26 protein-coding genes and 1 riboswitch are annotated in these 25,437 nt (G+C 39.3%); of the genes, 4 read left to right on the plus strand and 22 right to left on the minus strand.

Annotated features, from left to right (window positions below; translation table 11 throughout):
• Positions 1 to 100: 100 nt before the first annotated feature.
• The 5 genes from J1899_RS11920 to pcp form a co-directional block, all read right to left on the minus strand.
• A complete protein-coding gene (locus J1899_RS11920; protein ID WP_066445382.1) occupies positions 101 to 1,138 on the minus strand; it encodes an EAL domain-containing protein in 1,038 nt (345 codons plus the stop codon).
• Positions 1,139 to 1,401: 263 nt separating this feature from the next.
• Positions 1,402 to 2,259 carry a 5-oxoprolinase subunit C family protein gene (locus J1899_RS11925; RefSeq protein WP_214473912.1) on the minus strand — a complete coding sequence of 286 codons (858 nt, stop codon included), beginning with the start codon at positions 2,257 to 2,259 and terminating at the stop codon, positions 1,402 to 1,404.
• Positions 2,256 to 3,020: a LamB/YcsF family protein gene (locus J1899_RS11930; RefSeq protein ID WP_214473913.1), complete on the minus strand. Its 765-nt coding sequence runs from the start codon at positions 3,018 to 3,020 to the stop codon at positions 2,256 to 2,258. Before J1899_RS11930 ends, J1899_RS11925 begins: the two co-directional genes overlap by 4 nt.
• Complete coding sequence (pxpB, locus tag J1899_RS11935) at positions 3,017 to 3,790, minus strand: 5-oxoprolinase subunit PxpB (protein WP_214473917.1); 774 nt, start codon at positions 3,788 to 3,790, stop codon at positions 3,017 to 3,019. The genes J1899_RS11930 and pxpB overlap by 4 nt, the downstream gene beginning before the upstream one ends.
• Positions 3,777 to 4,394, minus strand: coding sequence for a pyroglutamyl-peptidase I (gene pcp / locus J1899_RS11940; RefSeq protein WP_214473918.1), 618 nt, complete (start codon positions 4,392 to 4,394; stop codon positions 3,777 to 3,779). Before pcp ends, pxpB begins: the two co-directional genes overlap by 14 nt.
• 227 nt (positions 4,395 to 4,621) lie before the next feature.
• Between pcp and J1899_RS11945 the strand changes: the two genes are divergently transcribed.
• A complete protein-coding gene (locus tag J1899_RS11945; protein WP_192912991.1) occupies positions 4,622 to 4,795 on the plus strand; it encodes an SE1832 family protein in 174 nt (57 codons plus the stop codon).
• A gap of 338 nt (positions 4,796 to 5,133) precedes the next feature.
• Here J1899_RS11945 and J1899_RS11950 read toward each other — a convergent pair whose 3' ends face one another.
• The 8 genes from J1899_RS11950 to J1899_RS11985 form a co-directional block, all read right to left on the minus strand.
• Positions 5,134 to 5,802, minus strand: coding sequence for an NAD(P)H-binding protein (locus tag J1899_RS11950; RefSeq protein WP_214473919.1), 669 nt, complete (start codon positions 5,800 to 5,802; stop codon positions 5,134 to 5,136).
• A gap of 99 nt (positions 5,803 to 5,901) precedes the next feature.
• Complete coding sequence (locus J1899_RS11955) at positions 5,902 to 6,666, minus strand: SDR family oxidoreductase (RefSeq protein ID WP_214473921.1); 765 nt, start codon at positions 6,664 to 6,666, stop codon at positions 5,902 to 5,904.
• Positions 6,666 to 7,667 carry an ABC transporter substrate-binding protein gene (locus tag J1899_RS11960; RefSeq protein WP_214473922.1) on the minus strand — a complete coding sequence of 334 codons (1,002 nt, stop codon included), beginning with the start codon at positions 7,665 to 7,667 and terminating at the stop codon, positions 6,666 to 6,668. The genes J1899_RS11955 and J1899_RS11960 overlap by 1 nt, the downstream gene beginning before the upstream one ends.
• On the minus strand, positions 7,668 to 8,420 hold the full coding sequence (locus J1899_RS11965) for an ABC transporter permease (protein WP_214473923.1): 753 nt from the start codon (positions 8,418 to 8,420) through the stop codon (positions 7,668 to 7,670).
• Positions 8,417 to 9,172 carry an ABC transporter ATP-binding protein gene (locus tag J1899_RS11970; protein ID WP_425514975.1) on the minus strand — a complete coding sequence of 252 codons (756 nt, stop codon included), beginning with the start codon at positions 9,170 to 9,172 and terminating at the stop codon, positions 8,417 to 8,419. The genes J1899_RS11965 and J1899_RS11970 overlap by 4 nt, the downstream gene beginning before the upstream one ends.
• 6 nt (positions 9,173 to 9,178) lie before the next feature.
• Positions 9,179 to 10,627: an acyl-CoA reductase gene (locus tag J1899_RS11975; RefSeq protein ID WP_066445358.1), complete on the minus strand. Its 1,449-nt coding sequence runs from the start codon at positions 10,625 to 10,627 to the stop codon at positions 9,179 to 9,181.
• A complete protein-coding gene (locus J1899_RS11980; protein WP_214473925.1) occupies positions 10,627 to 11,703 on the minus strand; it encodes a LuxE/PaaK family acyltransferase in 1,077 nt (358 codons plus the stop codon). Before J1899_RS11980 ends, J1899_RS11975 begins: the two co-directional genes overlap by 1 nt.
• Before the next feature lie 208 nt (positions 11,704 to 11,911).
• Positions 11,912 to 12,020, minus strand: a riboswitch (TPP riboswitch).
• Between the two features lie 44 nt (positions 12,021 to 12,064).
• Positions 12,065 to 13,189, minus strand: coding sequence for an NAD(P)/FAD-dependent oxidoreductase (locus J1899_RS11985; protein ID WP_214473926.1), 1,125 nt, complete (start codon positions 13,187 to 13,189; stop codon positions 12,065 to 12,067).
• 236 nt (positions 13,190 to 13,425) lie between these two features.
• Between J1899_RS11985 and J1899_RS11990 the strand changes: the two genes are divergently transcribed.
• Positions 13,426 to 13,917, plus strand: a complete 492-nt coding sequence (locus tag J1899_RS11990) for a CBO0543 family protein (protein ID WP_214473928.1) — start codon at positions 13,426 to 13,428, stop codon at positions 13,915 to 13,917.
• 82 nt (positions 13,918 to 13,999) lie between these two features.
• On the opposite strand, the gene J1899_RS11995 is transcribed toward J1899_RS11990, so the two are convergent.
• The gene (locus tag J1899_RS11995) at positions 14,000 to 14,488 is read right to left on the minus strand and encodes a flavin reductase family protein (protein WP_066445348.1); all 489 of its coding nucleotides are present in this window, start codon (positions 14,486 to 14,488) and stop codon (positions 14,000 to 14,002) included.
• 134 nt (positions 14,489 to 14,622) lie between these two features.
• Here J1899_RS11995 and J1899_RS12000 point away from each other — a divergent pair, with 134 nt between their 5' ends.
• Positions 14,623 to 15,375, plus strand: coding sequence for a hypothetical protein (locus J1899_RS12000; protein WP_246586467.1), 753 nt, complete (start codon positions 14,623 to 14,625; stop codon positions 15,373 to 15,375).
• 19 nt (positions 15,376 to 15,394) lie between these two features.
• Positions 15,395 to 16,282 (plus strand): TIGR01777 family oxidoreductase, encoded by an 888-nt coding sequence (locus tag J1899_RS12005; protein WP_246586468.1) that lies wholly within the window; start codon positions 15,395 to 15,397, stop codon positions 16,280 to 16,282.
• A 70-nt stretch (positions 16,283 to 16,352) separates the two neighbouring features.
• On the opposite strand, the gene J1899_RS12010 is transcribed toward J1899_RS12005, so the two are convergent.
• The 8 genes from J1899_RS12010 to J1899_RS12045 all read right to left on the minus strand — a co-directional run bounded on the left by J1899_RS12010 (position 16,353) and on the right by J1899_RS12045 (position 25,311).
• Complete coding sequence (locus tag J1899_RS12010) at positions 16,353 to 17,324, minus strand: 2-hydroxyacid dehydrogenase (protein WP_343216717.1); 972 nt, start codon at positions 17,322 to 17,324, stop codon at positions 16,353 to 16,355.
• A gap of 271 nt (positions 17,325 to 17,595) precedes the next feature.
• Positions 17,596 to 18,945, minus strand: coding sequence for a glucarate dehydratase (gene gudD, locus J1899_RS12015; RefSeq protein ID WP_214473934.1), 1,350 nt, complete (start codon positions 18,943 to 18,945; stop codon positions 17,596 to 17,598).
• Between the two features lie 34 nt (positions 18,946 to 18,979).
• On the minus strand, positions 18,980 to 20,494 hold the full coding sequence (locus J1899_RS12020) for a tripartite tricarboxylate transporter permease (protein ID WP_214473936.1): 1,515 nt from the start codon (positions 20,492 to 20,494) through the stop codon (positions 18,980 to 18,982).
• 17 nt (positions 20,495 to 20,511) lie between these two features.
• Complete coding sequence (locus tag J1899_RS12025; protein ID WP_214473938.1) at positions 20,512 to 20,913, minus strand: tripartite tricarboxylate transporter TctB family protein; 402 nt, start codon at positions 20,911 to 20,913, stop codon at positions 20,512 to 20,514.
• 77 nt (positions 20,914 to 20,990) lie between these two features.
• Positions 20,991 to 22,043, minus strand: coding sequence for a tripartite tricarboxylate transporter substrate-binding protein (locus J1899_RS12030; RefSeq protein ID WP_214473940.1), 1,053 nt, complete (start codon positions 22,041 to 22,043; stop codon positions 20,991 to 20,993).
• A gap of 108 nt (positions 22,044 to 22,151) precedes the next feature.
• Positions 22,152 to 23,615, minus strand: a complete 1,464-nt coding sequence (gene gucD, locus J1899_RS12035; RefSeq protein ID WP_214473942.1) for an alpha-ketoglutaric semialdehyde dehydrogenase GucD — start codon at positions 23,613 to 23,615, stop codon at positions 22,152 to 22,154.
• Positions 23,616 to 23,664: 49 nt separating this feature from the next.
• Positions 23,665 to 24,594, minus strand: a complete 930-nt coding sequence (gene kdgD / locus J1899_RS12040) for a 5-dehydro-4-deoxyglucarate dehydratase (RefSeq protein WP_214473944.1) — start codon at positions 24,592 to 24,594, stop codon at positions 23,665 to 23,667.
• A 15-nt stretch (positions 24,595 to 24,609) separates the two neighbouring features.
• Entirely contained in the window at positions 24,610 to 25,311 is a 702-nt protein-coding gene (locus J1899_RS12045) for a FadR/GntR family transcriptional regulator (RefSeq protein ID WP_214473946.1), read from the minus strand.
• Positions 25,312 to 25,437: the final 126 nt, after the last annotated feature.

Below are 25,437 nucleotides of genomic sequence, written 5' to 3' on the forward strand. Positions count from 1 at the left end.
TTCTATCAAATTTTTTATTATTGACTAGCTTAATAAAAATAAAAAATGCTTTTATGGCATAAAAAAACTGCAGCGTATGTTCATACACTGCAGCATACTATTAGCTTGCTTTTAATTCTTGAATGGGTTTTGGCACAGGCTTTGAGAAGTAGTATCCCTGAAAAAGTTCATAGCCAAGTGCTTGCAGATAAAGGAAATCCTCCTCAGTTTCTACTCCTTCAGCGAGTGCCACACCACCTATCTCCTGAGTAATGTCCAAAACGGACTTTGCCATTTCTTGTTTTTCAGGATCAGTGCTTACACCGTTCGAAAATTCCAGCGCTAATTTAACAAAGTCAGGTTTAAGTTCTCTAATTTTATTAATGCCATTATAACCTACACCAACATCATCTAATGCATATTGAAAACCATGCTTACGGTAATACTCTAATATCCGCTTTAGATGTGCAATGTTTTTAACTTCATCTGTTTCTACAACTTCAAATACAATTTGCGAAGACTTGATGCCTTTTTTTTCAATCAGCTCAAGCGTGCTTTTCAGGCAATGCTCAGGCGAATAGATTGCAGTTGGCAAAAAGTTTATAAAAATCAGCTGATCCTTTTCAACTTCTCCCGCATTACTGACCGAATTGATTCTGCAAGCATGGTCTAGTGCAAAGAGTCGATTTCTCACTCGAGCTGCTTCAAACATATGAAAAGGAGAAATCAGCTTTCCCTCTTCAGACAGCCCTCTTGACAATAATTCTTGCCCTACAATCTTTACCAGCCCGTTTTCTACCGTAACAATTGGCTGGTAATGAGTGGTTAAACTCTTATTGATGATGATTTCATCAACCCAGCTGGCTTCTCTTAAAGGTTGAAACTCTCGTGCATTTTTTAATGAATGCAATGCCTTTAAAGGATCCAGGCGATCAGATTGTACGGCAAAAATAGTATCCATGTTTAAATGTGCCTCTGCATAATCAAGAAAGTCAAAGAAAAGTGATTCTAAAACCCATACAAGTCTTTGGTTAATGACATGTCCGTCGTGCATGTCATTTTCTGCAGAAAGATATTGAATTATTTTGTCTGCTTGATTTTCATCTGAAAAATATACTGTGTAACCAAATGCTTTTGGATGGCAAATATCACAGCTCATGATCCACACCCCACATAGCTTTAGTTCCTTTAGTATATATGATCTATTTCAATTTTACTATTTATAAACCTGAAATAAATGATTAAATATACATTGAAGTTTATTCCATTCTTGCCAAATACTATATTTCACTAATAATTATAGATAATAAGAAGCTGTTTAATAGTAAAAACATCACGTGATCTAACGTTCTCTTCCTATCTTTTTGCGATTACTGCCGGCCGTCATTATTAGCCAGACTGAAAACAGCTATTTACTTTGTCCTATTTAAAAGAGAACCTAACCTTGCCGCCGATCGGAAGCTGTGCCAGCTTCCATAAATCCTCTTCAGCAACTTTTCCAATTGTCGTATAACCACCTATTGTTTGTGCATCTGCCATCAGAATAATGGGCTGACCGCTGCTTGGAACCTGAATGGTTCCAAATTGGACAGCTTCTGACAAAATATCATGACCATGTTTGCTAACCATAGCTGGTCCTGATAAAAAATATCCCATACGATCGCCTGTTTTTAAGACATACTCCTCACTTTCAAAAGCTTGTCTACAGCTTTTTTCAAACATTTGAAGATGAGGACTTTTCCAAATCTTCACCTTAATTTCTGATTCATAAACAGGAATTTCAGATTGTATTAACCCTCGCTCGCCACTTTTACTAGCTGGTCCGGCTGCATAAAGAATCATTCCTTTTGAAAGGGCTGATCCAAGTTGTCCTTTTGGAAATACGGATGAACTATTAAAATATTGAGGTGCACTAAAACCTGTTTCAGAAAACAGATAACTAATCTTCGAGTCTTTGTTTCCACTAGCTTTTATAATCTGCCCCTTTCTAGCAGTGAATGTTTTCCACATTGGGATTGGAACTCCATCTAAAGTCGCGCTTACTTCCCTCCCGGTAAAAAGCAATCGATGATCTGCAAGCAGTTCCAGCTCTAAGCCCATAAATAATATCTCAATGGCTGCTGCATTTGGATCATTTTTCATAATATAATTGCCTAAGGAAAAAGCCTTCTGATCAAGAGCTCCTGAGATCGGAATTCCAAATTTCTGATGCCCTTTACGGCCTAAATCCTGAAAGGAACTGTAAATACCAGTTTTTCTGACTTTAAGGATAGGTATCATTTCATATCGCCTGCCGAAAGGACTGAAATTCCCTCTTTTTCTAACTCAGCACGGATAAAGCGGGTAATCGCAGCCGAATTTTCTCCGTCTCCATGAAAGCAAATGGTTTCCGCATTCAAAGAGATCCAGCTGCCAGATAGAGTGCGAACTTTTTTATGAATGACAATATTTTTGACTTGCTCTAGGATTAAATGACGGTCCGTTAAAACTGATTGCGGATTGCTGCGGGGAGTTAAATAGCCGTCTTCAGTATAACAGCGGTCCGCAAAGGCTTCAGCAGCCGTTTTTAAGCCAGCGATCTTAGCCTGTTTAAGCATTTGACTGCCTGCCAATCCAAAAAGAATGGCATTCGGCGCAGCATCATATGTTGCTTCAGCAATTGCTTTTGCTGTTTGTGCATCACTTGCACCTTTATTATAAAGTGCTCCATGCGGCTTAACATGCTGAAGAGAAATCCCATTCACATCACAAAACGCTTTTAATGCACCGATTTGATAAACAACACAGTTATATATTTCGGAGGGAGTCATTTCAATATTTCGTCTCCCAAACCCTTGAATGTCCTGATAACCTGGGTGTGCACCAACCGCCACTCCTCTTTCTGCTGCCAATTTGACAGAAGAGAACATGACGTTATAGTCACCTGCATGAAAGCCGCAGGCAATATTAGCAGAAGTAATACTCTGAAACAATTCATTATCTTCACCAATTTTATATAAACCGTAGCTTTCGCCAACATCTGCATTTATATCTATTCTCATTGTTCACCTCTATTATCTTCAGCTGATATTCTTGTTACCCAATGCTGTATATCATCTGGATTTTGTTCTAAATCTCTTTTAATCTCCCAAAACTGTTTCACTGAGATTGCTTGAAACCTAACGATATCACCAGCTTTGCATAGGAAAGGGATTTTGCGTTTAGGCTGATAGAGTGAGAGAGGGGTGCGGCCAATAATATTCCAGCCTCCAGGTGAACTTACTGGATATACACCTGTTTGGGCACCGCCAATGCCAACAGTCCCTTCTCCTAATCTCTCTCTTGGCACCTCTAAGCGAGGAGTCGCTAAACGTGGATGCAAACCGCCTAAATAGGGAAATCCCGGCAAAAATCCGATGGCATGGACAGCATAGGCTGGTGCTGTATGAAGGTTAATCATTTCGTTATGTGTCAAACTTGTATGTTTCATCACTTTTTGTATATCAAGAGCAAATTCTTCCTCATAGCACACAGGAATTTGAATATGATTATAGGGTTGATCTTTATTTGTTTTTAAATCAATTTCATTCCAGTTTTCAAGTAATTTATGTGCCCATTCAATAGGTGAAATTGTGTTCGAATGAAAATATACATGTACGGTTGTGTAGCTCGGTACCACATCTTCAATTTCAAACTTTCCGTATGTTCGAATAAGTTGACCAAATACTTTTATTTGCTGAAAAGTCTCATCCGAGATCTCGTCACCAAAAGAAAAGCGGATGCTCCTCTCTCCTGTCTGCATGACTGCGGGTATGATCTTATGATCTATCATTTTCCGAAAGCACCTCAATACAAATACGGATTCCTTTTAGTAAGTCTTCATGTGACATGCTTGGGATTTTGCCGTGCACTACTGCTAATTCATGTGAAGCAGGTATATGAATAAAACCAGCTTTCATATCAGCCTCCTGCTTCTTTGCATAATGCAAAGCTTGATACATGACGTGATTACATAGATATGTTCCAGCAGAATTTGAAATTTCAGCAGGCAGTCCGCCGCTATGCAGGCTATTAATCATGTTTCTTATGGGGAGTGTTGTAAAATAGCCGTCTTCTCCTTCGTCAATGATTCGCTCATCCTCCAGTTTATTTCCGCTGTTATCTGATTCACCATCATTTATATTAATGGCTATTCGCTCTGGCGTTATTTTATAGCGTCCACCAGCTAACCCCAGTGAAATAACAGCATTAGGCTTATATTTTTCTATGTAAGACAGAAGTTTCTGACCGGCAATACGAAAATCTACTGGCAATATTTCCGAGTGGATCTCATAGTCACCAATACTTTGTCCATTTAATTCAGATGCTATTTTCATAGTTGGATTTATTTTAAATTGTAAAAACGGCTCGAAGCCTGTGAGTAAGAGTTTTTTCATTTTGCAGCAGCCCCTTCATTCTTCTATTTATATTTCTTCTTATCACATTTTGCATCTGATAAACATTTGCTGATTAGTGATGTTTCGCTTTACCACATAATAGCACAATTAGTAGATTGAATACTCTCGTTATTCGCAAATCAATGAAAAAGCAGTCAATTTGATTTTTTTTTAACGATTCATTTGTTATAAACTAGTTTTATAAGTTTTAATAAGGAGGAATTAAAATGACTGATAAACAAATAGAAGCAAAAATCGCAGAATTAAAAATGGAATATATGCGTCTCCAGGATGATGTAGAAAAACTGGAATCATTTGGACGTTCAACCACTGCACAGGAAGAAAAAATGAAAATGATTGAAGAGGAACTGCAGTCTTATCATCGGATGAAGGCAGAGTAAATCATTATTTGAGATAATAAAGAAGCTGGGACATGGGATATAAGTATTTAACACTCTCATAGAACCGAATGATTAGGGAGTCATCTTTCTAATCATTCGGTTTTTTTACGATTATAAATGTATTTATTAGCATGAGTGAAATGGAGCGGAGGACCCTTGACTCCTGTGGGCAATAGAGGAAAAGGTGAGACCCCGCAGGAGTTTGCTCCGAGGAGGCTCAGCTTCCTCCCCACGGAAAGCGAGGGTCCGCAGCGCAATGGAACGGACTTGTTTAAATACCCAAACCAAGATATTGAATATTCGTGTTTTAGAAAGATTAATTTCGTTTTTTCCCAGCATCAAGTGTTTTTCATCGAAAGTTCATATAACTCTTGAGATGAATATGTTTTTGTTCCATTGCGATCCAATTGAGCAATATTATACATGGCCACAGCTACATTATGTGCTTTTATTCCGATCGAACTTAGCTTTGATGATGAAAACATTTTGGATAAGAGTTTATATACAGTGATTGCTGCACCTTCTCCTAATCTGAATTCTTCCCGTTCTCCAACAAGCAATGCGGGATGAATGATGGAAAAGGCGGGTAAGTCCAATTCCTTGATTTTTTGTTCAAGCTCTCCTTTCATTCGCGAATAAAAAATTTTGGAATTTGGGTTGGCATTCATTGAACTAATCAAGATAAAATGCTGTGCTCCTTGTCTGTGTGCCAGCTTAGCCATTGCAGCAGGATATTCAACATCAATCTTATACATTGCTTCTTGTGTCTTTGCTTTTTTAATCGTTGTACCTAAACAGCAAAATATATCTTCTGCTTTAAATAGTTCCTCATAAGCATGCAAGTTGTTAAAATCGCAAACGACTTCGACTAATTTGTCATTTTGTATTTCCAGCGGTCTGCGCACCAGAGCAACTACCTTCTCGTATGCATTTTCATTTAAAAGCAGCTGAAGCAGTTCTCTTCCTACTAAACCAGTTGCACCAGCGATTACGGCTGTTTTAGGCATATAAAAGTCTCCGTTCCTTTTTTCTTATAGCTATTATAAAGGCTTCACGAAACAGAGTCTAATTTTTAGCAGAGTACAGTTTATAAAATAGCTAGACGTCTATTTCATCACCAATCCGCCATCAACCATTAAAGTCTGACCTGTTATAAATGAACTCATATCTGATGCTAAAAATAAGACTGGTCCGGCAATATCCTCTGGCTTCGCCAATCTGCGCAATGGTGTTTGGGAGATGATGCTGTCCTTTAAATCTTGTTTAGTGTGCTTCGTTGCATCGGTAGGATACACAAGACCTGGCGCTACACAATTTACACGGATCCCAAACCTTCCAAGATCAGCTGCCAGGTTTTTTGAATACCCTGCTAATGCTGATTTACCTGTAATATAGTCATGGTATGGAACAACTGGCCGTTCAATCAGATTGGTAGTGATATTAATAATACTGCCATTACTTTGAGTTTTCATAATAGGAATAACAGCCTGACACATATTGTATGCAGACCGCAGCGAGCCGTCTATCTGCTCCTGGTACTCCGTCCACGATAATTCTCCTGCTGGTTTACGGTTTTCAGCATCAAAAATATAGGATTTAAAAGCATTATTGACCAGTACATCAATTCTCCCTGCTTCCATAGCCTCTTCAATCATCTCTTGCACTGCAAGTTCGTTGGTAACATCACCTTGAATTGGCCAGCCTTCACCACCTAAATCAGAACATTCCTTTGCTACCCTTTCGGCCGCTTCACGATTTTGCAGATAATTGATAATGACTAGAGCACCTTCTTTTGCAAAGGCACGAGCAATACTTGCACCGATTCCTCTGCTGGCTCCAGTTACGAGAACCACTTTTCCATCCATCAGCATCAGTTTTCACGCTCCTCATAGAGAAGATCATCTATAACCTCATTCATATCGAGCTTCTTTTTTATTAGCCCAAGCTCAAAATAAGTGTCTGCTGCATCCTGTAATACTTCTGGATCAACTTCCCCCAGCCGATAATCGTCTTCCTTATATATACTAGATTTATTTCGCAATTTAATGATTTCCAGATTCATAGCTGTATCCTGTCCGTCAATTGCATACTCGGCGGCCAGTTCTGCTGCTTCATTAGGGTTTTCAATCATCCATTCCGCACTCTCTTTATAGGATTGCAAAAACGCCTTAAGCAATGCTTCATTTTCTTTATAATATTTCTCTGTTACAACAAAAACATCACTTGGCATATTAAGATAGTCCTTCACCTCTATGACATCCACTTCTCCAAGCCCCTTCTGCTGACCAGTATAAAGACCCGTATCGGTAGCGGCAGTTGCATCCACTTGCCCCTGTATCAGCGGAGCAAAATTTAATAATCCTGTTTCTACTATTTTCACGTCGTTTTCTGTCAGCCCTGCCTGATGAAGAGCAATCAGCAAATTTTGCCGCGTTCCGCTGGACAAACTATATACACCTATTGTCTTTCCTTTTAAATCTTCCGGACGTGTCAGATTATTTTCTTTTAGTGATACAATGTTGAAAACATTTTGAGGATAAATATTATATATAACCTTTAGCTTTTCACCTTGATCCAAGGCAAAAAATAATGATCCAGGATCAGTAAAAGCGATATCTGCATTTCCGGAAAGGATGTTTTTAATTGCATCTCCTCCCCCGTTCCCCGGAATAATCTCAACTTCTAAGCCTTTTTTGGAAAAGAATCCTTTTTCCTCATCTACAAGTAAATTTGTTTGCTCTGTAATCAGCTTGCTCCAATTAGCTATGGTTATTTTTTCTGTTTCCTTATTATTACCTGCATCTTCACTGGAACTGCTGCAAGCGAAAAGTATAAAGGACGTACACAGAATCATGCAGACTATTTTTCTCATTTATCTTTGTCTCCTTATATATTTAGCGAAGTATTTATTTTCAATTAGATTGACAGTCTGATATAACATCATACCGAGTGCTGTGAGCAAAATAAGACTGGAAAACATAAGCGGGGTATCCATCATTCCCTGTGAAGCAATAATGACAGCACCAAGTCCCTCACTGCCTCCGATAAATTCTCCTACCACAGCTCCAACCAATGCCAGCACAACACCTACACGAAAACCGGCAATAATAGCTGGAATGCCCGCAGGAATTTTTAATTGAAAGAGGATTTGCCATTTGTTTGCACCAAGCATTCTAAACAAATCTAATTGCTGTTTATTGCTATACTTTAAACCTGTCATCGTGTTTTCTAATATAGGAAAAAAACAAACTAAAGCAGTGATTACTACCTTTGATGTCATGCCAAATCCAAACCATAAAATGAATAAGGGAGCTAAAGCCAGCTTCGGCACTGCTTGACTGGCAATTAAATAAGGAGTTAATACTTTGCGAAAAAAGACTGACTCTCCCATCACGATTCCAGCTGTTAATCCAAAAAGTCCTCCAAGTAAAAGACCTAACAGTACTTCTGAAATCGTTCTCCCTATGTGAGGAAGAAAATATCCGCTCGTTAGATGCAGCCATAAAGTCTCCAAAATGATCATAGGCGAAGGCAAAACGAGCTGTGACATTCTCTGTGCTGCAAGCTCCCAGATAATCAGCAGCACAATAAAGATTCCGATTGATACACCAGCATGTCTGTTCATATATGTTTACTCCCCATAACATCTCTTATCTTTTTGCTGTATGTATTAAAAGAAACACTATAACGGGTATTTTCCAGACGGGGTCTTTCCAAGTTTATTATGGTATCAAAAATGATTTTGCCCCTGTCCAACACCGCTATACGATCGGCTAAAAACACAGCTTCAGAAATATCATGTGTAATAAATAAAACGGTTGTTTCCTGTTCCTTGCACAATTGAAGGAGATCGTGCTGCAGTTCTTCCCTTGTAATGGCATCTAAAGCAGCAAAAGGTTCATCTAAAAATAGAATAATCGGTTTTTGAATTAGAGCCCTTGCAATAGCAACCCTGCTTTGCTGACCGCCTGATAGTTCAGAAGGAAATTTGTGGATATGCTCTGCTAAACCGACTTGAGCTAATAGGTTATTGGCCTCGAGTTGATCTTGCTCTTTGATTTTTCTTTTCAATTTAATAGGCAGTAGAACATTTTCGATGGCCGTTTTCCACTCAAGCAATGTGGGTGATTGAAATACAAAACCATATTCATTCGATGGTTTTGTTACCTTCTTATTATTAATCATGATCTGTCCATCTTCACCCTGCAGTAAACCAGCAGCAAGTTTTAGTAAGGTTGTTTTTCCGCAGCCGCTCCTGCCAAGCAGACAGTGAAACTCTCCCTTTTCAATTTGCCATGAGACGTGATCTATAATGTTTCGCTGCTGACCGTAAGAAAAACGAACATTTTGAATCTCTAAAAAACCCAACAAGATCACTCTCCTTTAATTTGAATAAGCAGAAAGCGGCTCAGCCAACTCTAATGTGCTTGCTTCAATATCAGTCATCTTCACTAAATCTGCTAAACTAAAGCCGCCATCCTGGTGCCAGCCTGCTTCTGGGGAGGTCATCCTGCCAATCCCCGTCATTCTTGTAACCCCATGAAGCGATAGTTTTTGACTCCACAGAAAGACATTTTCCGGAGAGGTACTCATACCTGCTGTCTGCAGCCATTTTTTATAATGCTTAATCTTTTCTAACACCTCGTCAATTTCATCAAAAGCAAATACTTGAATAGACCTGTTTAAAACACTTGGCAGGAATTCACTTGAATGATCTTTATAAATGACAATCCATCTTCCGTTTTCATCAGAGATTATTTCTTTATTTTCCTCTGCAAACAAGCTCATTTCTTCTCTTTGCTGATTGCGAATGAAAGAAGCAGACTCTTCTATTGACAGTTCTCTGCGCGGGAACCGGATTTCCAGCGCGGACAGCTCGTGAGCAAGATATTTCGCAAATTCACCAGGTGTAATCAGCCCGCCTTTTTGAACAAAAATTGCTTGAGGTGAATAGCAGCCTTGCTGATCATAGCGAATGAGATCCAGTGCAGCCAAATGACTCGTTTCTACTGCTTTTTGCATATGAAGACTTTCTTTCCCGATAATCGAGAAACTGATTTTATGACCATGGGAAATGAGCTTGCTTGTAACCGGTACTCTCTGTTTAATAGATGCAAGGCTTTGATCACTTCCATAAGCAATGATCGTCTCACATCCTTCAAAAAAAAGAGCCTCCCTTTCTTCATCTCCGCCTTTCCATGTCACAATGGCAAAGCAATTCTTTATCTTTGGTTCTACCTCTGCTAGAATGTCCGCAAATAATCCGGCAAATAGCGGCTCTTCACTTGCTGTTTTTCCAACGCTTCCAGACTTGACGAGCAACGCTGAAATAAAGCTCCATAGTGGAAGGCCCGGAACATTTCCAGCCCAAATATGCCCGGTAACATCTGCTCCTACTGCTTTTGAATAGCCGCCTTTCACCAAAGGCTGAAAATCATCCAGGAGCTGCGGATTTCCGAAGTCCTCCACCAGAAAACGCTGAAGCTCGTGTTTTCGAAACCGCTGCAAAAATGTGGTTAAACCTGTACGGATGATTTCCTGATCATATCCTGTAATGATTGGCAGCCAAGTCTCCGCTAATCTCCGCTGTTTTGATTGACGATCTAGTAATATATGAATCGCTTGATCTATAATAGCTACCAGCTCTGATACTGAAAAGCTCTTTAAAATGTGGGCATTAGCTTTCACGATCGACATGATCTTCGATAACTGCTGCGGAGAAAGCTGAGGTACTTTCACTTTTGCAGTTAGTCCGTTATAAGAATAGATAATTTCCCTATATTCAATGGTTTCATTGTTCATTTCAGGCAAATAGCCAGCAGTGATTTCCATTATGATTCCTCCTTCGCATATCGGAGAAATTCATCGACTGCAAGTGAGCATCCTTTTTGCTCAGAGCCTTGCACCCTGCCTAAAAGCTGAAATCCTTTGTCAGTCTCTACACCTAAATCCTCTGTTAAAATGCTGAGGGCAGAATTAAAGTTAGCTAGGTCATAATGAACAAGCACACCATTTTCTCCAAATGGCATATCTAATCCAGTTAAGGGATTTATAACTCTAGTACGGATCCAATGTGGTCCTGATTTTACAGATGGAATTTCTTCATTGCCGTCATCATAAAACTGTGTGCTTAACTCTGTCATGCCGTACATATTGATGCAATCTGATTTCTCGATACCTAAGTGTGTGTTTAATGCTGTATAGAATTCCCCTGTCTCCACATGTCTGGACTGGTTTTTATAACCACCTGTATCTAAAATCCTGCTGCCTTTTGGAAGTTTAAAATATAGCTGTTTTTCCTGTAAATAATCGATTAGATGAACAAAACTAAAGCTTGCACCTAATAAGGCATATGCCTCTCCTGACTGTTGCGCGGTTTTTAATTCTTCAAGCAGCAACTCAAAATTGATACCATTGCCAGACAATGTATACTTGCTTTCTGGAGTGCCAAAAAACGCTTTAGCCAGAAATAAGTACCGAGCTAGTGAGGAATTGGGCATTTCCTCATGATCAGGAAACAAAATTCCCATCTTTATCGCTTTTTGCTCTTTCATGAATCTCTTTTTAAAATTTGTAATCATCGATGAATCAAACACTGTCAGTGTTGGGTGATAATGCTTTCCTTTTATGTGTTTAGTTGTACCGCTCGTCATAAAAGTAGCTTCAGCTTGCTCTGTAGATATACAGGATAGCGGCACATCTTTAAAAGCCTGAATCGGCACAGAAGGGATGTCTCTCCAATTTTTAACATTTCGAGGTGTTTTTCTTTTTTGCTTGCTAAAACGCTGAAATGGCAGATTATGCTCAAACTGATATCGGAACAGCTGCAGTGCAAGCTCATTAAAATCATGAGAATGTTCGTCGTGAATAAATTTTTGAATGGAAGCTATTAACTCTTTTTGGGTCATATTCGATTCCAGCCTTTCTATAATCAGTGGCCTGAATACGATAATGCCCGCAGTCAACTAGATTGGGGGATGGTGTAATAAGTGAAGGATATTTTAAAAAGCAATGCAGGACATAGTGATCACGTTTAATACTCTAAGTGAACAGTCCATGATTTCCTTTTAAAAAAATGATATAAAAAAATACACTTCGCGCCAGCAAAGTGTATAGTTATACCCTAATCACATTTCCTACGCTGGCATTATCCAACAGGTTCAAACGGTCTATGACAGTTAGTCATACTCTCAGCCTGATTCCACAGGCTCCCGTATTTATTCAATTCGTAACTAGTTTAGCAATTATTACAGCTATTGTAAACGCTTTTTATTCCTTCGTTTTAATAGCGGTACTTACATCATAATCCTCCAGGTTCACTTCCGCTTCTTCTCCAAGAGCTATTTGTGCTAATAATTTTCCTACGTAAGGACCAGCTGTCAGCCCTGAGGCTCCTAAGCCATTAGCAGTAAGAATTCCTTTAAATTCAGGGATCCGCCCAAATACTGGTAAAAATCCCGGCGTGTGCGGACGAAATCCTACCTTTACTTCAGTAAGCTCAGCATCCTCAAGACCTGGTGCGATTTGCAGTGCTTTCGTTAAGATGTCGTGAACCCCTCCTGCGGTCACCCGCAGTTCTAAAGTTTCCAAATCTTCATGTGTGGCACCTGCCACAATCTTACCGTTTTCGAATGCAAGCATGTATTGGTTGTTTGGCGGCATAATCACTGGCCAATCTCCTGTACGTTCATCCTGGAGCTTTAAATGAATGATTTGCGCTTTTTGAGCAAACACTTGAAAATCAATTTGCAGCGGTGACAACAATTCTTTTGCCCATACACCAGGTACAGCAATCACTTCGTCTGCCAGTATATGTTCTCCATTTACCTCTGCACCAATCACTTTCTGATCCTCTGACAGCAAACGCGCAGAACCATTAATAATTCGCGCTCCATTTTTTTGGGCTGCATTGACCAAAGAAAGCCGGAGTCTGCCGCCGTTGACTCGTGCTCCTCCGCTTACATGCACAGCTTCATATTGATCACTTAACGGCGGAAACAATTCCTTTTGTTTAATGGCATTAATCTCAGTAATTTCACCGATTTCCGGTGCTTCTTCTCTTTTCAGAAAAGCTCTTTCTTTTAACTTTAATAGCTTGCTGTTCTCAGATTGAAGAGCAATTGCACCTACCCTTTTATATCCCGTATTCTTTTCTCCGTCTTCATCGAGCATCTTGATTAATTCGGCATAATAGTTCGCACCATTTTTCACCAGTGTATACCATGGCTTATTTCTCCTCTGTGAAAGCCATGGACAGACGATTCCGGCAGCAGCATCTGTTGCCTGCCCCTTATCATAGCGATCAATTAAGATTACTTCTGTACCTTTACGAGCAAGATGATAAGCAGCGGAAGCACCGAGAATGCCTGCGCCAATTACGATAATTTTTTTCATTTAATTACACACCTTTATTTATAACTGCTTAGGTATTTCCTTTTATGTATTTTATAGAGATTTTTTTGTTTATTTTACAAAAGGTTTGCTGATGGAGCAATGTTATATTGTTCACAATGTGACTTCCAGCTACTCTTATGATGAATGTAATATGCATTCAAATTACAAATACCCTGTAAAAATGTATACATAAAACAAGACTTCATAACCATTCTATAGGTATAGAGGTGAAGATCTTGAAACATAAATTAGATAAAACAGTTGAAATTTCAGCTTGGATTGTTATGTCCATTTTATTAATGATATTTGTACCAAAGAACAGAATTCGCGAAGCACATGTTTCCTTTTTGTTTAAACAGACAATTACATGGCTATTTGGACTTCTCGTCGTTGAAAAAGGATTGATCTCCTATCCTAATCGGTTATTTTTCAAAAAAGCGAATAAGTCTAGTTTTACATTTGAATATTTTGTCTATCCTGCTTTATGTTCATTATTTAATCTGCATTATCCGGAGAAAAGAAATAAAATATATAAATTTTGTTATTATACCTTATATTCGGCATCCATAACAGTGTTTGAAGCAATAGCGATAAAGTACACAAATTTAATTAGATACAAAAAATGGTCATGGTATTGGAGTTTTATAACAATGTGGTTCACATTCTACCTTTCTAGACTTTATCATAGATGGGTATTTAAATTAAAACAGGAAAATGAAAATGAATAATTCTTTACTTCATTTTTCTTTTGTAAATTCAATTCAGCTAACAAAAAGACCAAATCAATGATTTGGTCTCTAAAAATTTAGCTTATTCATAAAACTCAGCAGGAATCTTTCCAAACTTGCGATTATGATAAAGCAGCGGTTCTTTTTTACGGCTATCAATGTCAGTAACTTCCCCAATTAAAATGGTATGATCTCCTGCTTCAACACTCTTAAATGTTTTACATTGCATAACACCCAAAGCACCCTCGATGATCGGCAATCCTTGTTGTGATAGTTTCCATTCGCAGTTGGCAAATCGATCAATACCCTTGCTTGCAAATAATGCACATAGCTCTCCCTGATCTTCCGCTAATACATGAACAGCAAATTTGCCTGATTCCTTAAACACATCATGTGAAGAAACCTTATGATCAATAGACCAAAGGATCATCAGCGGGTCCAATGATACGGACGCAAATGAATTTACTGTTAACCCAAGTGGTGTACCGCTCTCGTCAACTGTTGTTATAACTGTAACTCCAGTTGGATAGTTGCCCATTACTTCTTTAAATTTAGCTGTATCTGCACTCATCCTGCTCCGCCTTTCCGAACATATTCACCTTTAGTATATCCGAATATATTCCCTGAAATGATTCGAAATTACTTCTTTTCTAGTATAGAATATACTATAAAGCATAAGGAATGAAAGCGAGGGAACTTGAAAAGATGAGTGAATTAAAAACAATCGTTCCTCCAAAAGGCGATTATATTCAATTTGAAAATACAGATGAATATACAGAAAAAGTGAAAGAATGGGGCTTGCCAGCCTCTAAAAGTGAATATTGGTACAAAGATCGAAAGCAGCAGTCCATTGTAACCATTAAGGGCTATGAGGTATACGGTCAAGATCATTCAGGAAATACCATCATTATTGAATTTGAAGATGGCAGCTTAGGCTGCATCCATCCTGCCTTCTTAAAAGAGATGCAGGCCGCAAGCTTTGGAAAAATCTATTTATCTGATGCCGGTGAAGCTCCTCAGGCTCCTGCTTCAATTCAAAGTGAGAAAAAAGAGCAAGAACCTGCAGCAGCCAAAAAAACTGTAACGAAAAAAGAAACCAAAAAACCGAAGAAAGAAAGTCCAAAAAAGGTTGTTCTGCCAGAAGATAAAGTTCACTTTACGGCACAGGTTAAGCAATTTGCGTTAAGCTGGAATCATTTTAATGAAGAAAATGATGAAGTGGTGGTTCTTGAGAATGTAACGATTCAACAGGAAGAAAAGATTGAAGTAGGACTTGCCTGGTGTTCACATTCTAAAACTTTAAAGAAATGGGAGCTTTCTCCCGGTGAACAGCTCGAATTTGACGGAAAAATCGTCAAGAAAAAGCTGCCTCAAGGCAAGGACGCAGAAGAAGAATTTATAATAGATGAAGCAGTCCCTTATAAAATCAACAATCCATCCAAAATACAAAAAAGCTAAAGATTGGGGAGTGGAGAAATTGAAAAAGGTTGTCTTAGCTGGAGGAACAGGTTTTGTTGGCACTTATTTTCAACAAAAATTTCAAGAACTCGGTTATGAAGTCATCATCATTGCCAGAACTGCCCCTGCTATTGCCTGGAATAATGAAAAAGACATTATTTCTGCGTTAGAAGGTGCAGAAATGCTCATTAATTTAGCTGGAAGATCAGTGAACTGCCGCTACAATGAGAAAAATAAAAAAGAGATATTGACCTCCAGAACGGAAACAACAAATATATTAGGGAAAGCCCTGCAGGCTTGTGTTAACCCGCCAGAGATTTGGATCAATTCAAGCACTGCAACCATCTACCGTCATGCTGAGGACCGGCCCATGACAGAAGCGGAAGGTGAAATCGGCTCTGGCTTTTCAGTAAATGTTGCCACATCTTGGGAAGATGCCTTTTTCTCTTTCCAGTTGCCAAAAACGAGACAAGCAGCCCTAAGAATTGCGATCGTGCTCGGACCTGACGGCGGTGTCATGACACCTTATGTAAATCTGGTCAAATTTGGTCTTGGCGGCAAGCAAGGATCCGGCAGCCAAATGTTCAGCTGGATACACATTGAAGACCTTTTTCAAATAACACTTTTCTTAAGAGACAATAAACATCTGGAAGGCGTTTTTAACTGTTCTGCTCCCCACCCAGTAAAAAACATTGAGCAGATGCGATTAATAAGGGCACACATGAAAAAAAGCTTTGGTCTTCCGGCTTTTAAATGGATGCTTGAGCTCGGTGCTGTTTTTATAGGAACAGAAACTGAGCTAGTCTTAAAAAGCCGCTGGGTAGTCCCCGAAAGACTGGTTCAATCAGGATTTGATTTTCAATATAAAACCTTAGATGAAGCCTTAAGCGCTATAATAGTAAAATGATCACACTGCCACCTCTCTAAATAAGAGAGGTGGTTTTTATTTTCGACAGATTTCGAGGAATTCCGGGGCGTCACTGTGACACAACAATAGCTGTTCCAGGAACCCCGCCATTCAAACCTTCCAATAAAGATTCTGCAGCAAGCAGTCCCATAGCGAGACGTGTTTCTGCTGTAGCAGAGCCAATATGCGGGAGGGTGACGAGGTTAGGAAGTGTTAGTAATGGATGTTCCGCATGAATGGGCTCAACCTGATATACGTCTATTCCTGCTGCTAAAATATGCTTTTCTTTAAGAGCTCTGTATAAAGCTTCCTCATCAACAACTGCACCGCGAGATCCATTCACAAAGATGCCCGACTTCTTCATCAAGCCAAACTCTCTTTCTCCAATTAGTTTCTCTGTTTGTGCTGTAAGTGGTGCCATATTACATACAAAATCAGCTTCCTTCAGCAGGTCTTCCAGCGTTTGATATTCGGCCTTGTATAACTCTTCTGCATCACTATTTCGTGAGCGATTATGATAGATTACTCTCATACCGAATCCGTGATAAGCTCTTTTTGCAATCGCTGAGCCAATGCCACCCATTCCGATGATTCCGATTGTTTTATGATGAACATCAACACCAAAAAGTTCTTCAGGAATATTTGCTTTCCACTCCCCTTTTTTGACAAATTGATCTAATTCCGAAATCCTGCGGGCAACCGTAAGCATTAAACCAAACATCGTATCTGCAACCGTTTCATCAAGGGAACCCTTCGTATTTGTTGCTAAAATGTCCCTAACCCTTAATTCAGCTAAGTCGAGGTTATCATAGCCAACGGAGACATTGCTGACAACCTTCAGATTAGGTGCCTTATCTAATAAATCTTTATCGACCTTCATCCCAGCTCCGAACAAGGCATGCGCATCTTTTAAATGATCATAAAACGCAGTTTGATTGGAAGAATCAACACTTTCAAAATAAATAACCTCACATTGCTCACGAAGCAGCTCTAATACTTGATCATACGTTTTCCGATAAACAATCACTTTTGGTTTCATCATATTCCTTCTTTCCGATCCATTATTAATCATAATTTACAACATAAAAAGGTATTAAATAAATATTTATTCAAAGAGGAATAAAGCAAAATGTAACTTAACATGTCTATTATTATACATTCGTAATGATATTCGAGATTCCTTTCCAGCTTCTTGATTTAATAAAAATAAAGCAAAACGTTCCTGCTTTTAACAGGAACGCAATATCTATATATATCTGCTGAATATAACAAGTGGGTTGGGCTAATTGTTTGGACTTGAAAAGGGTTTCTCCTTAACGAACTAGGCAAGGCCGCTTATGATCAAATTTCCAGCCGTTTATCAAATATTGCATCGCCATGGAATCATCTCTGGCCCCTAGTCCTTCCTTTTTGTACACCTCGTGCGCCTGTTCTATTCTGTCCATATCAATCTCAATGCCTAAACCTGGTTTTTCCGGTACAGTAAGTTTTCCATTGACGATCTGGAATGGATCCTTTGTCAATTGCTGTCCGTCTTGCCAAATCCAATGGGTATCAATCGCTGTAATATTTCCTGGTGCAGCAGCAGCCACATGTGTAAACATCGCCAGTGAAATATCAAAGTGATTATTAGAATGAGATCCCCAAGTTAATCCCCAGTCAGCACACATTTGTGCAACCCGGACTGAACCTTGCATCGTCCAGAAATGAGGATCTGCCAAAGGAATATCAACTGCCTGCAGTTGAATCGTATGCCCCATTTGCCGCCAATCTGTAGCGATCATATTTGTTGCGGTTTGAATTCCTGTTGCCCTTCTAAATTCAGCCATTACCTCTCGAGCTGAATAACCTTTTTCCGCTCCGCAGGGATCCTCGGCATAAGCAAGAATGTTCTGCTTACCCTTGCAAAGCCTTATAGCCTCCTCCAATGACCAGGCTCCGTTCGGATCTAAAGTGATGCGCGCCTGAGGGAATCGCTTCGCCAAGGCTGTAACAGCTTCAATTTCTTCATCCCCGCTTAAAACACCGCCCTTTAGTTTAAAATCCTGGAATCCGTAACGTTCATACGCCGCTTCAGCCTGGATGACAATTGCCTCAGGTGACAGTGCCTCTTCATGGCGAACGCGGAACCAGTCATCTTCAGCACCAGGTTCATTGCGGTAAGGTAAAGTCGTTTTTTTACGATCTCCTACATAAAATAAATATCCTAAAACATCAACCTCTTTACGCTGCTGCCCCTCACCGAGCAAGGCTGCAACAGGAACGCCTAAATATTGACCTAGTAAATCGAGTAAGGCTGCCTCTAAAGCAGTGACTGCGTGAATAGTGATTCTTAAGTCAAAGGTTTGTAGTCCCCTGCCAGCAGAATCACGATCTCCAAACATCTTTCTTACTTTATTTAAAAGGTTATTATAATTTCCAATCGAAGCACCCATTAATAATTCTTTTGCATCTTCAATCGTCTTCCGGATTGCCTCCCCGCCAGGAACTTCACCTATTCCTGTGTTTCCGCTGCTATCCTTAATAATTACTATATTTCTAGTGAAATATGGACCATGTGCACCGCTTAAATTTAATAGCATACTATCATAACCAGCAATCGGAATGACCGACATATCAACAATTACGGGAGTATTGTATTTCGTTTTCAAAGCTGTTTCCATCTCTGGATCACTCTCCTACTCTATTTAAATCAGCTTAATTTGAAAAGGTGATAGAATCATCTGCCTCTGCACGTTTGTTTTTACGGTAATCCAGATAAGCATAGATAAGCGAACCAAGGATTAGAGCCCATATTACAAATGCAATCGGTCCTTTTGTAAAGAAAATGGTTAGGTCGCCGCTGCTCGACTTTAAGCTATCGATAAAATACTTTTCCAAATCTTTTCCTAAGATAAAGCCAATTAGGAAAGGGATTACCTGAATGCCAATTTTCACAAACACATAACCTGCCAAACCAAACAATAACAGTGTCCACACATCAAACAGCACACCATTATTAATCGCATATGAGCCAACGACACACATAACAATGATGATCGGATAGATGACTGATTTAGGTATATAGATAATTTTCGAAAAGTATTTGATGCTGAAAAACATTAAAAGGAACATAAACACATTTGCAATGAGCAATCCATAAATAATGCCATCCCACAATTCAGGATTTGAGCTTATGAATAATGGACCAACTTGAATACCTTGTAATAAAAATGCTCCAACCAAGACAGCAGTTGTACTGTCACCTGGTATCCCCATTGACAGCAGCGGAATTAAAGCGCCGCCAGTTAATCCATTATTGGATGCTTCACTGGCAATCAGACCTTCAGGCTCTCCGCTTCCTAATTTCTTAGGATTTTTCGAGAAATTTTTTGCTTGTGAATAGGCTGTGATCGAAGCAGCACTTCCGCCAACACCTGGCAATATTCCGATAAATGTGCCAATAAGCGATGATCGGATCGTATTGATTTTTTGATTATTAAATAGTTTAAAAGAAAACTTTTTTTCTTTATCTTTTTGAAACTTTATTTTTTGGTGAGCAGAAACCTTCATGCCATCTTCCGCTTCATCTAAAATCTGAGTGATCGCAAACAAGCCAATTAATGCAGGCAATAAGGAAAAGCCATGCAATAAGTCATCTTCCAGACCAGGAGGTACAAGGCGCATTTCATAATTATCTGCAAATGTCCCAATTAAACTGATATACACGCCCAAGAAACCGCTGAAAATTCCGCCGATCAAACTCCCTTTGGAAATAGAAGCAATCACTGTTAAAGCAAAAACAATGATCAGAAATTTTTCTACCGATGAAAATTTTATAGCCACAGATGCTAATACAGGCGTAAAAAGATACAAGATCAGTAAACTGATGAGCCCGCCAATTAATGATGCGGTAATTCCAACTTTTAAAGCTTTCTCTCCTTCCCCTTTCTGTGTCATCGGATATCCATCAAAGGTCGTACAGAGGGATGAAGGCGTACCAGGAATATTTAATAGAATGGCAGGTACTAAGCCGCCGCTGATTCCGCCGACATATAAGCCCAGCAATAATGCAATGGAATCAATCATATCTAGTGTATAGGTGATTGGCAGAAAAATGGCAATTGCCATTGTAGCTGTCATACCGGGAATTGCACCAAAGATAATACCAACAAAGACACCTGCAAAACAAAGCAGAATCGTCATAGGTGTAAAGAATTCCAATAGATCCATTTAAAGCTCACCATCCTTTACGGTAAAGTAATATTAAACACTGTCCCAAACAAATACCAAATCGCAAAGGATGTCACCACAGAGTTTAAGACAGAAAATATAATGGATTTTCGCTTCATATTTCCAATAAATAAAAGCATGATGAGAAACATAAACAGGATACTTGATGCTAAAAACCCGATAATCTCCAGTAGAAATACATAGCTTACCAGTAAGATAATAGTGCCAAAGAATTTCTTTTTATCATAGCCTTCCTTAAAAAACTTTGGTTTGAATGTAAAGTTTCGATCTTTAAGTCTCTTTGCTAAGTGAGTGAGAAGAAGCACGATTAAGAGGATCACCAATATCCCTAGCACTATTCTTGGAAAGATCAGATGATACTCACTAAAGGTCATATCAATCGTTAGGAGGTCTTTCAAATCAATCACCTTCCTTAATAAACGGTTAGTAGAATAGCAAGGCTGCCCTGCTTAGACAGCCTTACAAGAGAGTGCAATTACAATGCAATATCATCCAGGCTTGGCGCATTACTTATGATGTATCGCAATGTTTCTCTTTTTTCGAGCAAATACTCCTCTGCTTCTTCTGCCGATACGTAGTTGGCTACATATGCATTCTTCAATAAGTCATTTTGATAATTTTCATTTTCGACGGCTGCTGCAACTGCCTGATCCAGTGCATCTACAAAATGTTCATCAATGTCCTTAGGCAGGATAAAGAAAAATTCTTTGTCGAAAATAAATTCTTTTCCATCTACTTTGATGCCCTGTTCAGCAAATGTTGGAATATCGTAACCATCTACCCGTTCTCCGGCAGTCAGTCCAAGAAACTTCATTTTAATCTTTTCTTCTACACCGTCTTTTGTGTATTCATTATTTGCTCCGATTGAGCCGTGAATAATATCAACGTTGCCATCCCATAAAGCCTGATCCTTGTCTTTTTGTGAACCTGTTACGTAAACCTTAATACGATCTGCCACATCCTGGCCAAACTCTTCTTTTGCCCACAGGTAGTACCCATCAAAGCCAATTTGTGATACTCCTCCAGCTTCGATGGCAACGGTAATCATTTCATCAGGATTATCCTTTAGCCATTGAGCTGATTCTGCCATTGTATTGTATGGAGCGTCTGCTTTCGCTAAAAAGGCATTCCCAGGGTTTGTAGCGACTACTGGACCAATCTTCCAGTTCTCTAACTCATGTTCATCACCAAAGCTGCCATATTCGACTCCTAAATAGGCCATATCATGAAAGAACATAACTTCGCTGCCATCACTTTTTGCTTTTGTTAACTCATTAAAAGCTCTTTCACTTCCTACTGCATCTACTTTGATATTTGTATCTAACGGCTCTTCAACATTTCTGCTGATTAAATCCGCAATCTGATAGGTATCTCCACCAGTAGAAGTAGAACCAATCAGCACTCTGACTCTAGACAAATCAACTGTTCCATCATTACGCGTTTCTGCATCTGTTCCTCCTGCTTGATTTCCGCACGCTGTTGTTAATACAAGTAAACCTGCTGCCAAGACAAATAATAATTTCTTCATAAACACACCCCTAAACTATATTTTTGTCTGCTGTTACCTTCACCAACGTTATAAAGCGCTTACAAAGATGTTTTATTTAAAAGGGGGGTAGATCCCCCTTTACTTGATTCATTTTACAAAAACTGTTTTTATTGAAGTGTAAAATTCAATCGCTGCCTGACCTTGTTCACGGGAATGCGAGCTGGATTGCTTCATACCTCCAAAAGGAGCCTGCAGTTCAACTCCGGCACTCTCAGCATTTATTCTGACAAGTCCAGCATCCATTTCTTCAATAAAGGTTAGCATTTTTTGGATATTCGTTGTAAAAATGGACGCACTTAATCCATATTGCACATCGTTGGCAAGATCTAATGCTTCTTTTAGAGAATCTACCTTCATTAAAGCTAATACAGGACCAAAAATCTCTTCTTGAGCAATGGTCATATTGGCAGTAACAGAGTCAAACACAGTCGGCTGTACAAAGTAACCTTTGTCATATTTTGATCCTGTCAATCTTTCACCTCCGCAAAGCAATTCTGCTCCTTCTGCTTTGCCCTTATGAATGTATGACAGCACCGTCTGCAATTGTCCTGCGTTCGCACTTGGGCCCATCCATGTTCCATCTTCCTGCCCGTCTCCTACTGTGATTTCATTTACTTTGGCAACAAGTTTTTCCTTAAACACTTCATAAATCTCACTTTCAACAATTACCCTGCTTGTTGCTGTACACTTTTGGCCAGTTGATCGTAATCCGCCGCTTACCGTTGCTTCAACTGCCAGATCAAGATCTGCGTCAGCCGCTACGATCACAGGGTTTTTCCCGCCCATCTCAAGCTGGTACTTTCCCCCGCGGGAGAAAACGGTTTGACCAATTTTCTTGCCTACAGCATTAGATCCTGTAAAAGTTATACCGTTTACATCTGGATGCTCTGCTAATCCTTGCCCAATTACAGAACCAGAGCCTGTTACTAGATTAATGACACCTTCAGGGAAGCCAGCTTCAGCAAAACATTCAATGACTTTAGCACAGGTTATTGCTGTCTCCGTTGCCGGCTTGATTACAACCGAGTTGCCATAAATTAATGCAGGGGCCATCTTCCAGATTGGAATTGCCACTGGGAAGTTCCATGGTGTAATAACGCCTACAACGCCTAATGGAACTCGCGTGGTAAACATTAGTGCCCCGCTGTCTGTTGAAGGAATTACATCTCCAATCTTCCTCATCCCTTCTCCAGCATAATAACGAAGAATGGCAACTCCTCGAGCTGTTTCCCCTTTCGCTTCCGGCAATGTTTTTCCCATTTCTCGTGTCATACACACTGCTACTTCTTCTAATCTGGATTCAAGGATATCAGCAGCTTTATAAAGATATCGTCCTCTTTGGTCACCAGATAGTTTCTTCCATTTTTTTTGAGCCGATTTGGCAGCTTCTACTGCGCCATTCAGATCTTCTGCTGTTGAGCTCTGAACGAATCCAACTACATCATCCACATTGGCTGGATTGCTGATTTTAATCACATCATTTGTACTTGAAGATCTCCATTTTCCATTAATGTAATTTAAATAATGCTGCTGCTCTGTTTGAACTGTCACTGCTTATCCCTCCTATATTTCAAGCTCAATGGGCAGTTGTAAACATCCCCTAAGCAATTGTTTTCGTATTTTTTGGATACTTATCAAATGCGATTTTAATAATTTTTTCTAATTGATCGAAATGTTCTTTTTCCACTTGTGTCACTGGCGGTCTAACAGATTTCGTCACTGGCAGTCCTGCAATTTCCATGCCTGCTTTAATTAGTGCTATAGCATAGCCTTTTCTTTGTTTGCGAATTTGATTGATTGGCAGAATTACATCTTGGTAGAGGTCTTGAACGAGCTGCAGGTCATTGCTGAGCATTGCTTCGTAAAACAATCTTGAGATATGCGGAATATAGTTTGATATCGCAGAGGAGTAAGAATCAAATCCTAAAGGCATATAAGCTGGGTGGCATACTTCTGCCATTGGCATTCCATTTAGCCAGCCAATTTTATTGCCAATAGCCTGAGTTAGTTCCACATTCAGATCCATATTGCCAACGCCATCTTTCACCCCAATTAGTTGAGGGATTTCCACTAGCTTCTGTAAACTTTCCAGCTGTAAAACAGCATTGGCCCGCTGGTATACAATTGCCCCTAAATCTGTACTGTGTAAAATGGTTTTAAAGTATTCATATATACCATCTTGCTCGCCTTCAATTAGATATGGAGGTAAAATAAGATACCCATCAGCATTGTGTTTAGCTGATATTTCAGCCTTTTCTAATGACTCTGATAAATTTCCGCCTATTCCGGTATAAACCGGAACCTTGCCATTAACTTCTGACACCGCCAATTCGACAGTAGCTTCAAATTCTTTATAGCTAAGAGAGTTATATTCCCCAGCTCCACAAGAAATAAAAATGGCTTCTAACCCTTCCTCAAGCAAAAAATGTATATTTCGGGCTAATGCTGATTCATCAATGTTTCCGCTTTCATTAAATGGCGTAACAGGGAAACCTAAAATCCCTGTTGGAGCTTTCCTCGTCTTTTCCATGCAATCTCTCCCTCTCTATTCATTTATATTTTTTAACGTTTTTTTCCTTACATAATCAAGGTGTTTGTACATGCTTAAGTAAGATTGAATGGGATCCCTTTTTTCTAAGGCATTATAAATATCTTTGTGCTGCTGAAGAGTGATTTCCTTGTTTCGATTTTCAGTAGAAATGTTTGCTAAAATCGTATCGTACATGTTAAGCAATGGATCAATTAATCCCTCTGTCATATAATTACTGGCACTGCACGCAATGATCCGGTGAAATTCGCGATCAGCTTCTGAGTAATCCCCATCTGATGTTTCCATTATGTGTATGGTTTCTTTGAGCTTCTTTAGCTCGAGTTCAGAGATCTTTTCAGCCGCCAGAGAGACCAATCCTAACTCTTGTGTAAAACGCGTTTCTAAAATGGCCTTAATATCCCCTGCTGCAAGCGCTAACATTATTCGGTAAGGCTGACTTCCAATTTTATCTGACAGGAATGTCCCTTCCCTCGTTTTCCGGTGAATGATTCCAATGGTTTCAAGAGAACTAAGTGCCTCTCTTAATACAGGTCTGCTGACAAAGAGCATTTCCATTAATTCCATTTCTGTCGGAAGTTTATCGCCGGGGTGCAGCTTTCCAGTCAACAATAGGTCTATAATTTGATCAATTACCTGATCAGATAACGTTTTTCTTTTTACGGATTGCATTTTTAGCTTACTAGCTTTTTCATCCATGCTAACCCCTCCTTTCACATATTTGTCATTTTTTCAAATTGTAAGACAAATAAAAAAGACTGTCAATATAATTTACAGAATTTTCTTAAAATTATTTAAATATAGTATTTTACTATAAAAAAGACG

The organism is Cytobacillus gottheilii, assembly GCF_018582665.1.
Lineage (GTDB): Bacteria > Bacillota > Bacilli > Bacillales > Cytobacillaceae > Cytobacillus > Cytobacillus gottheilii.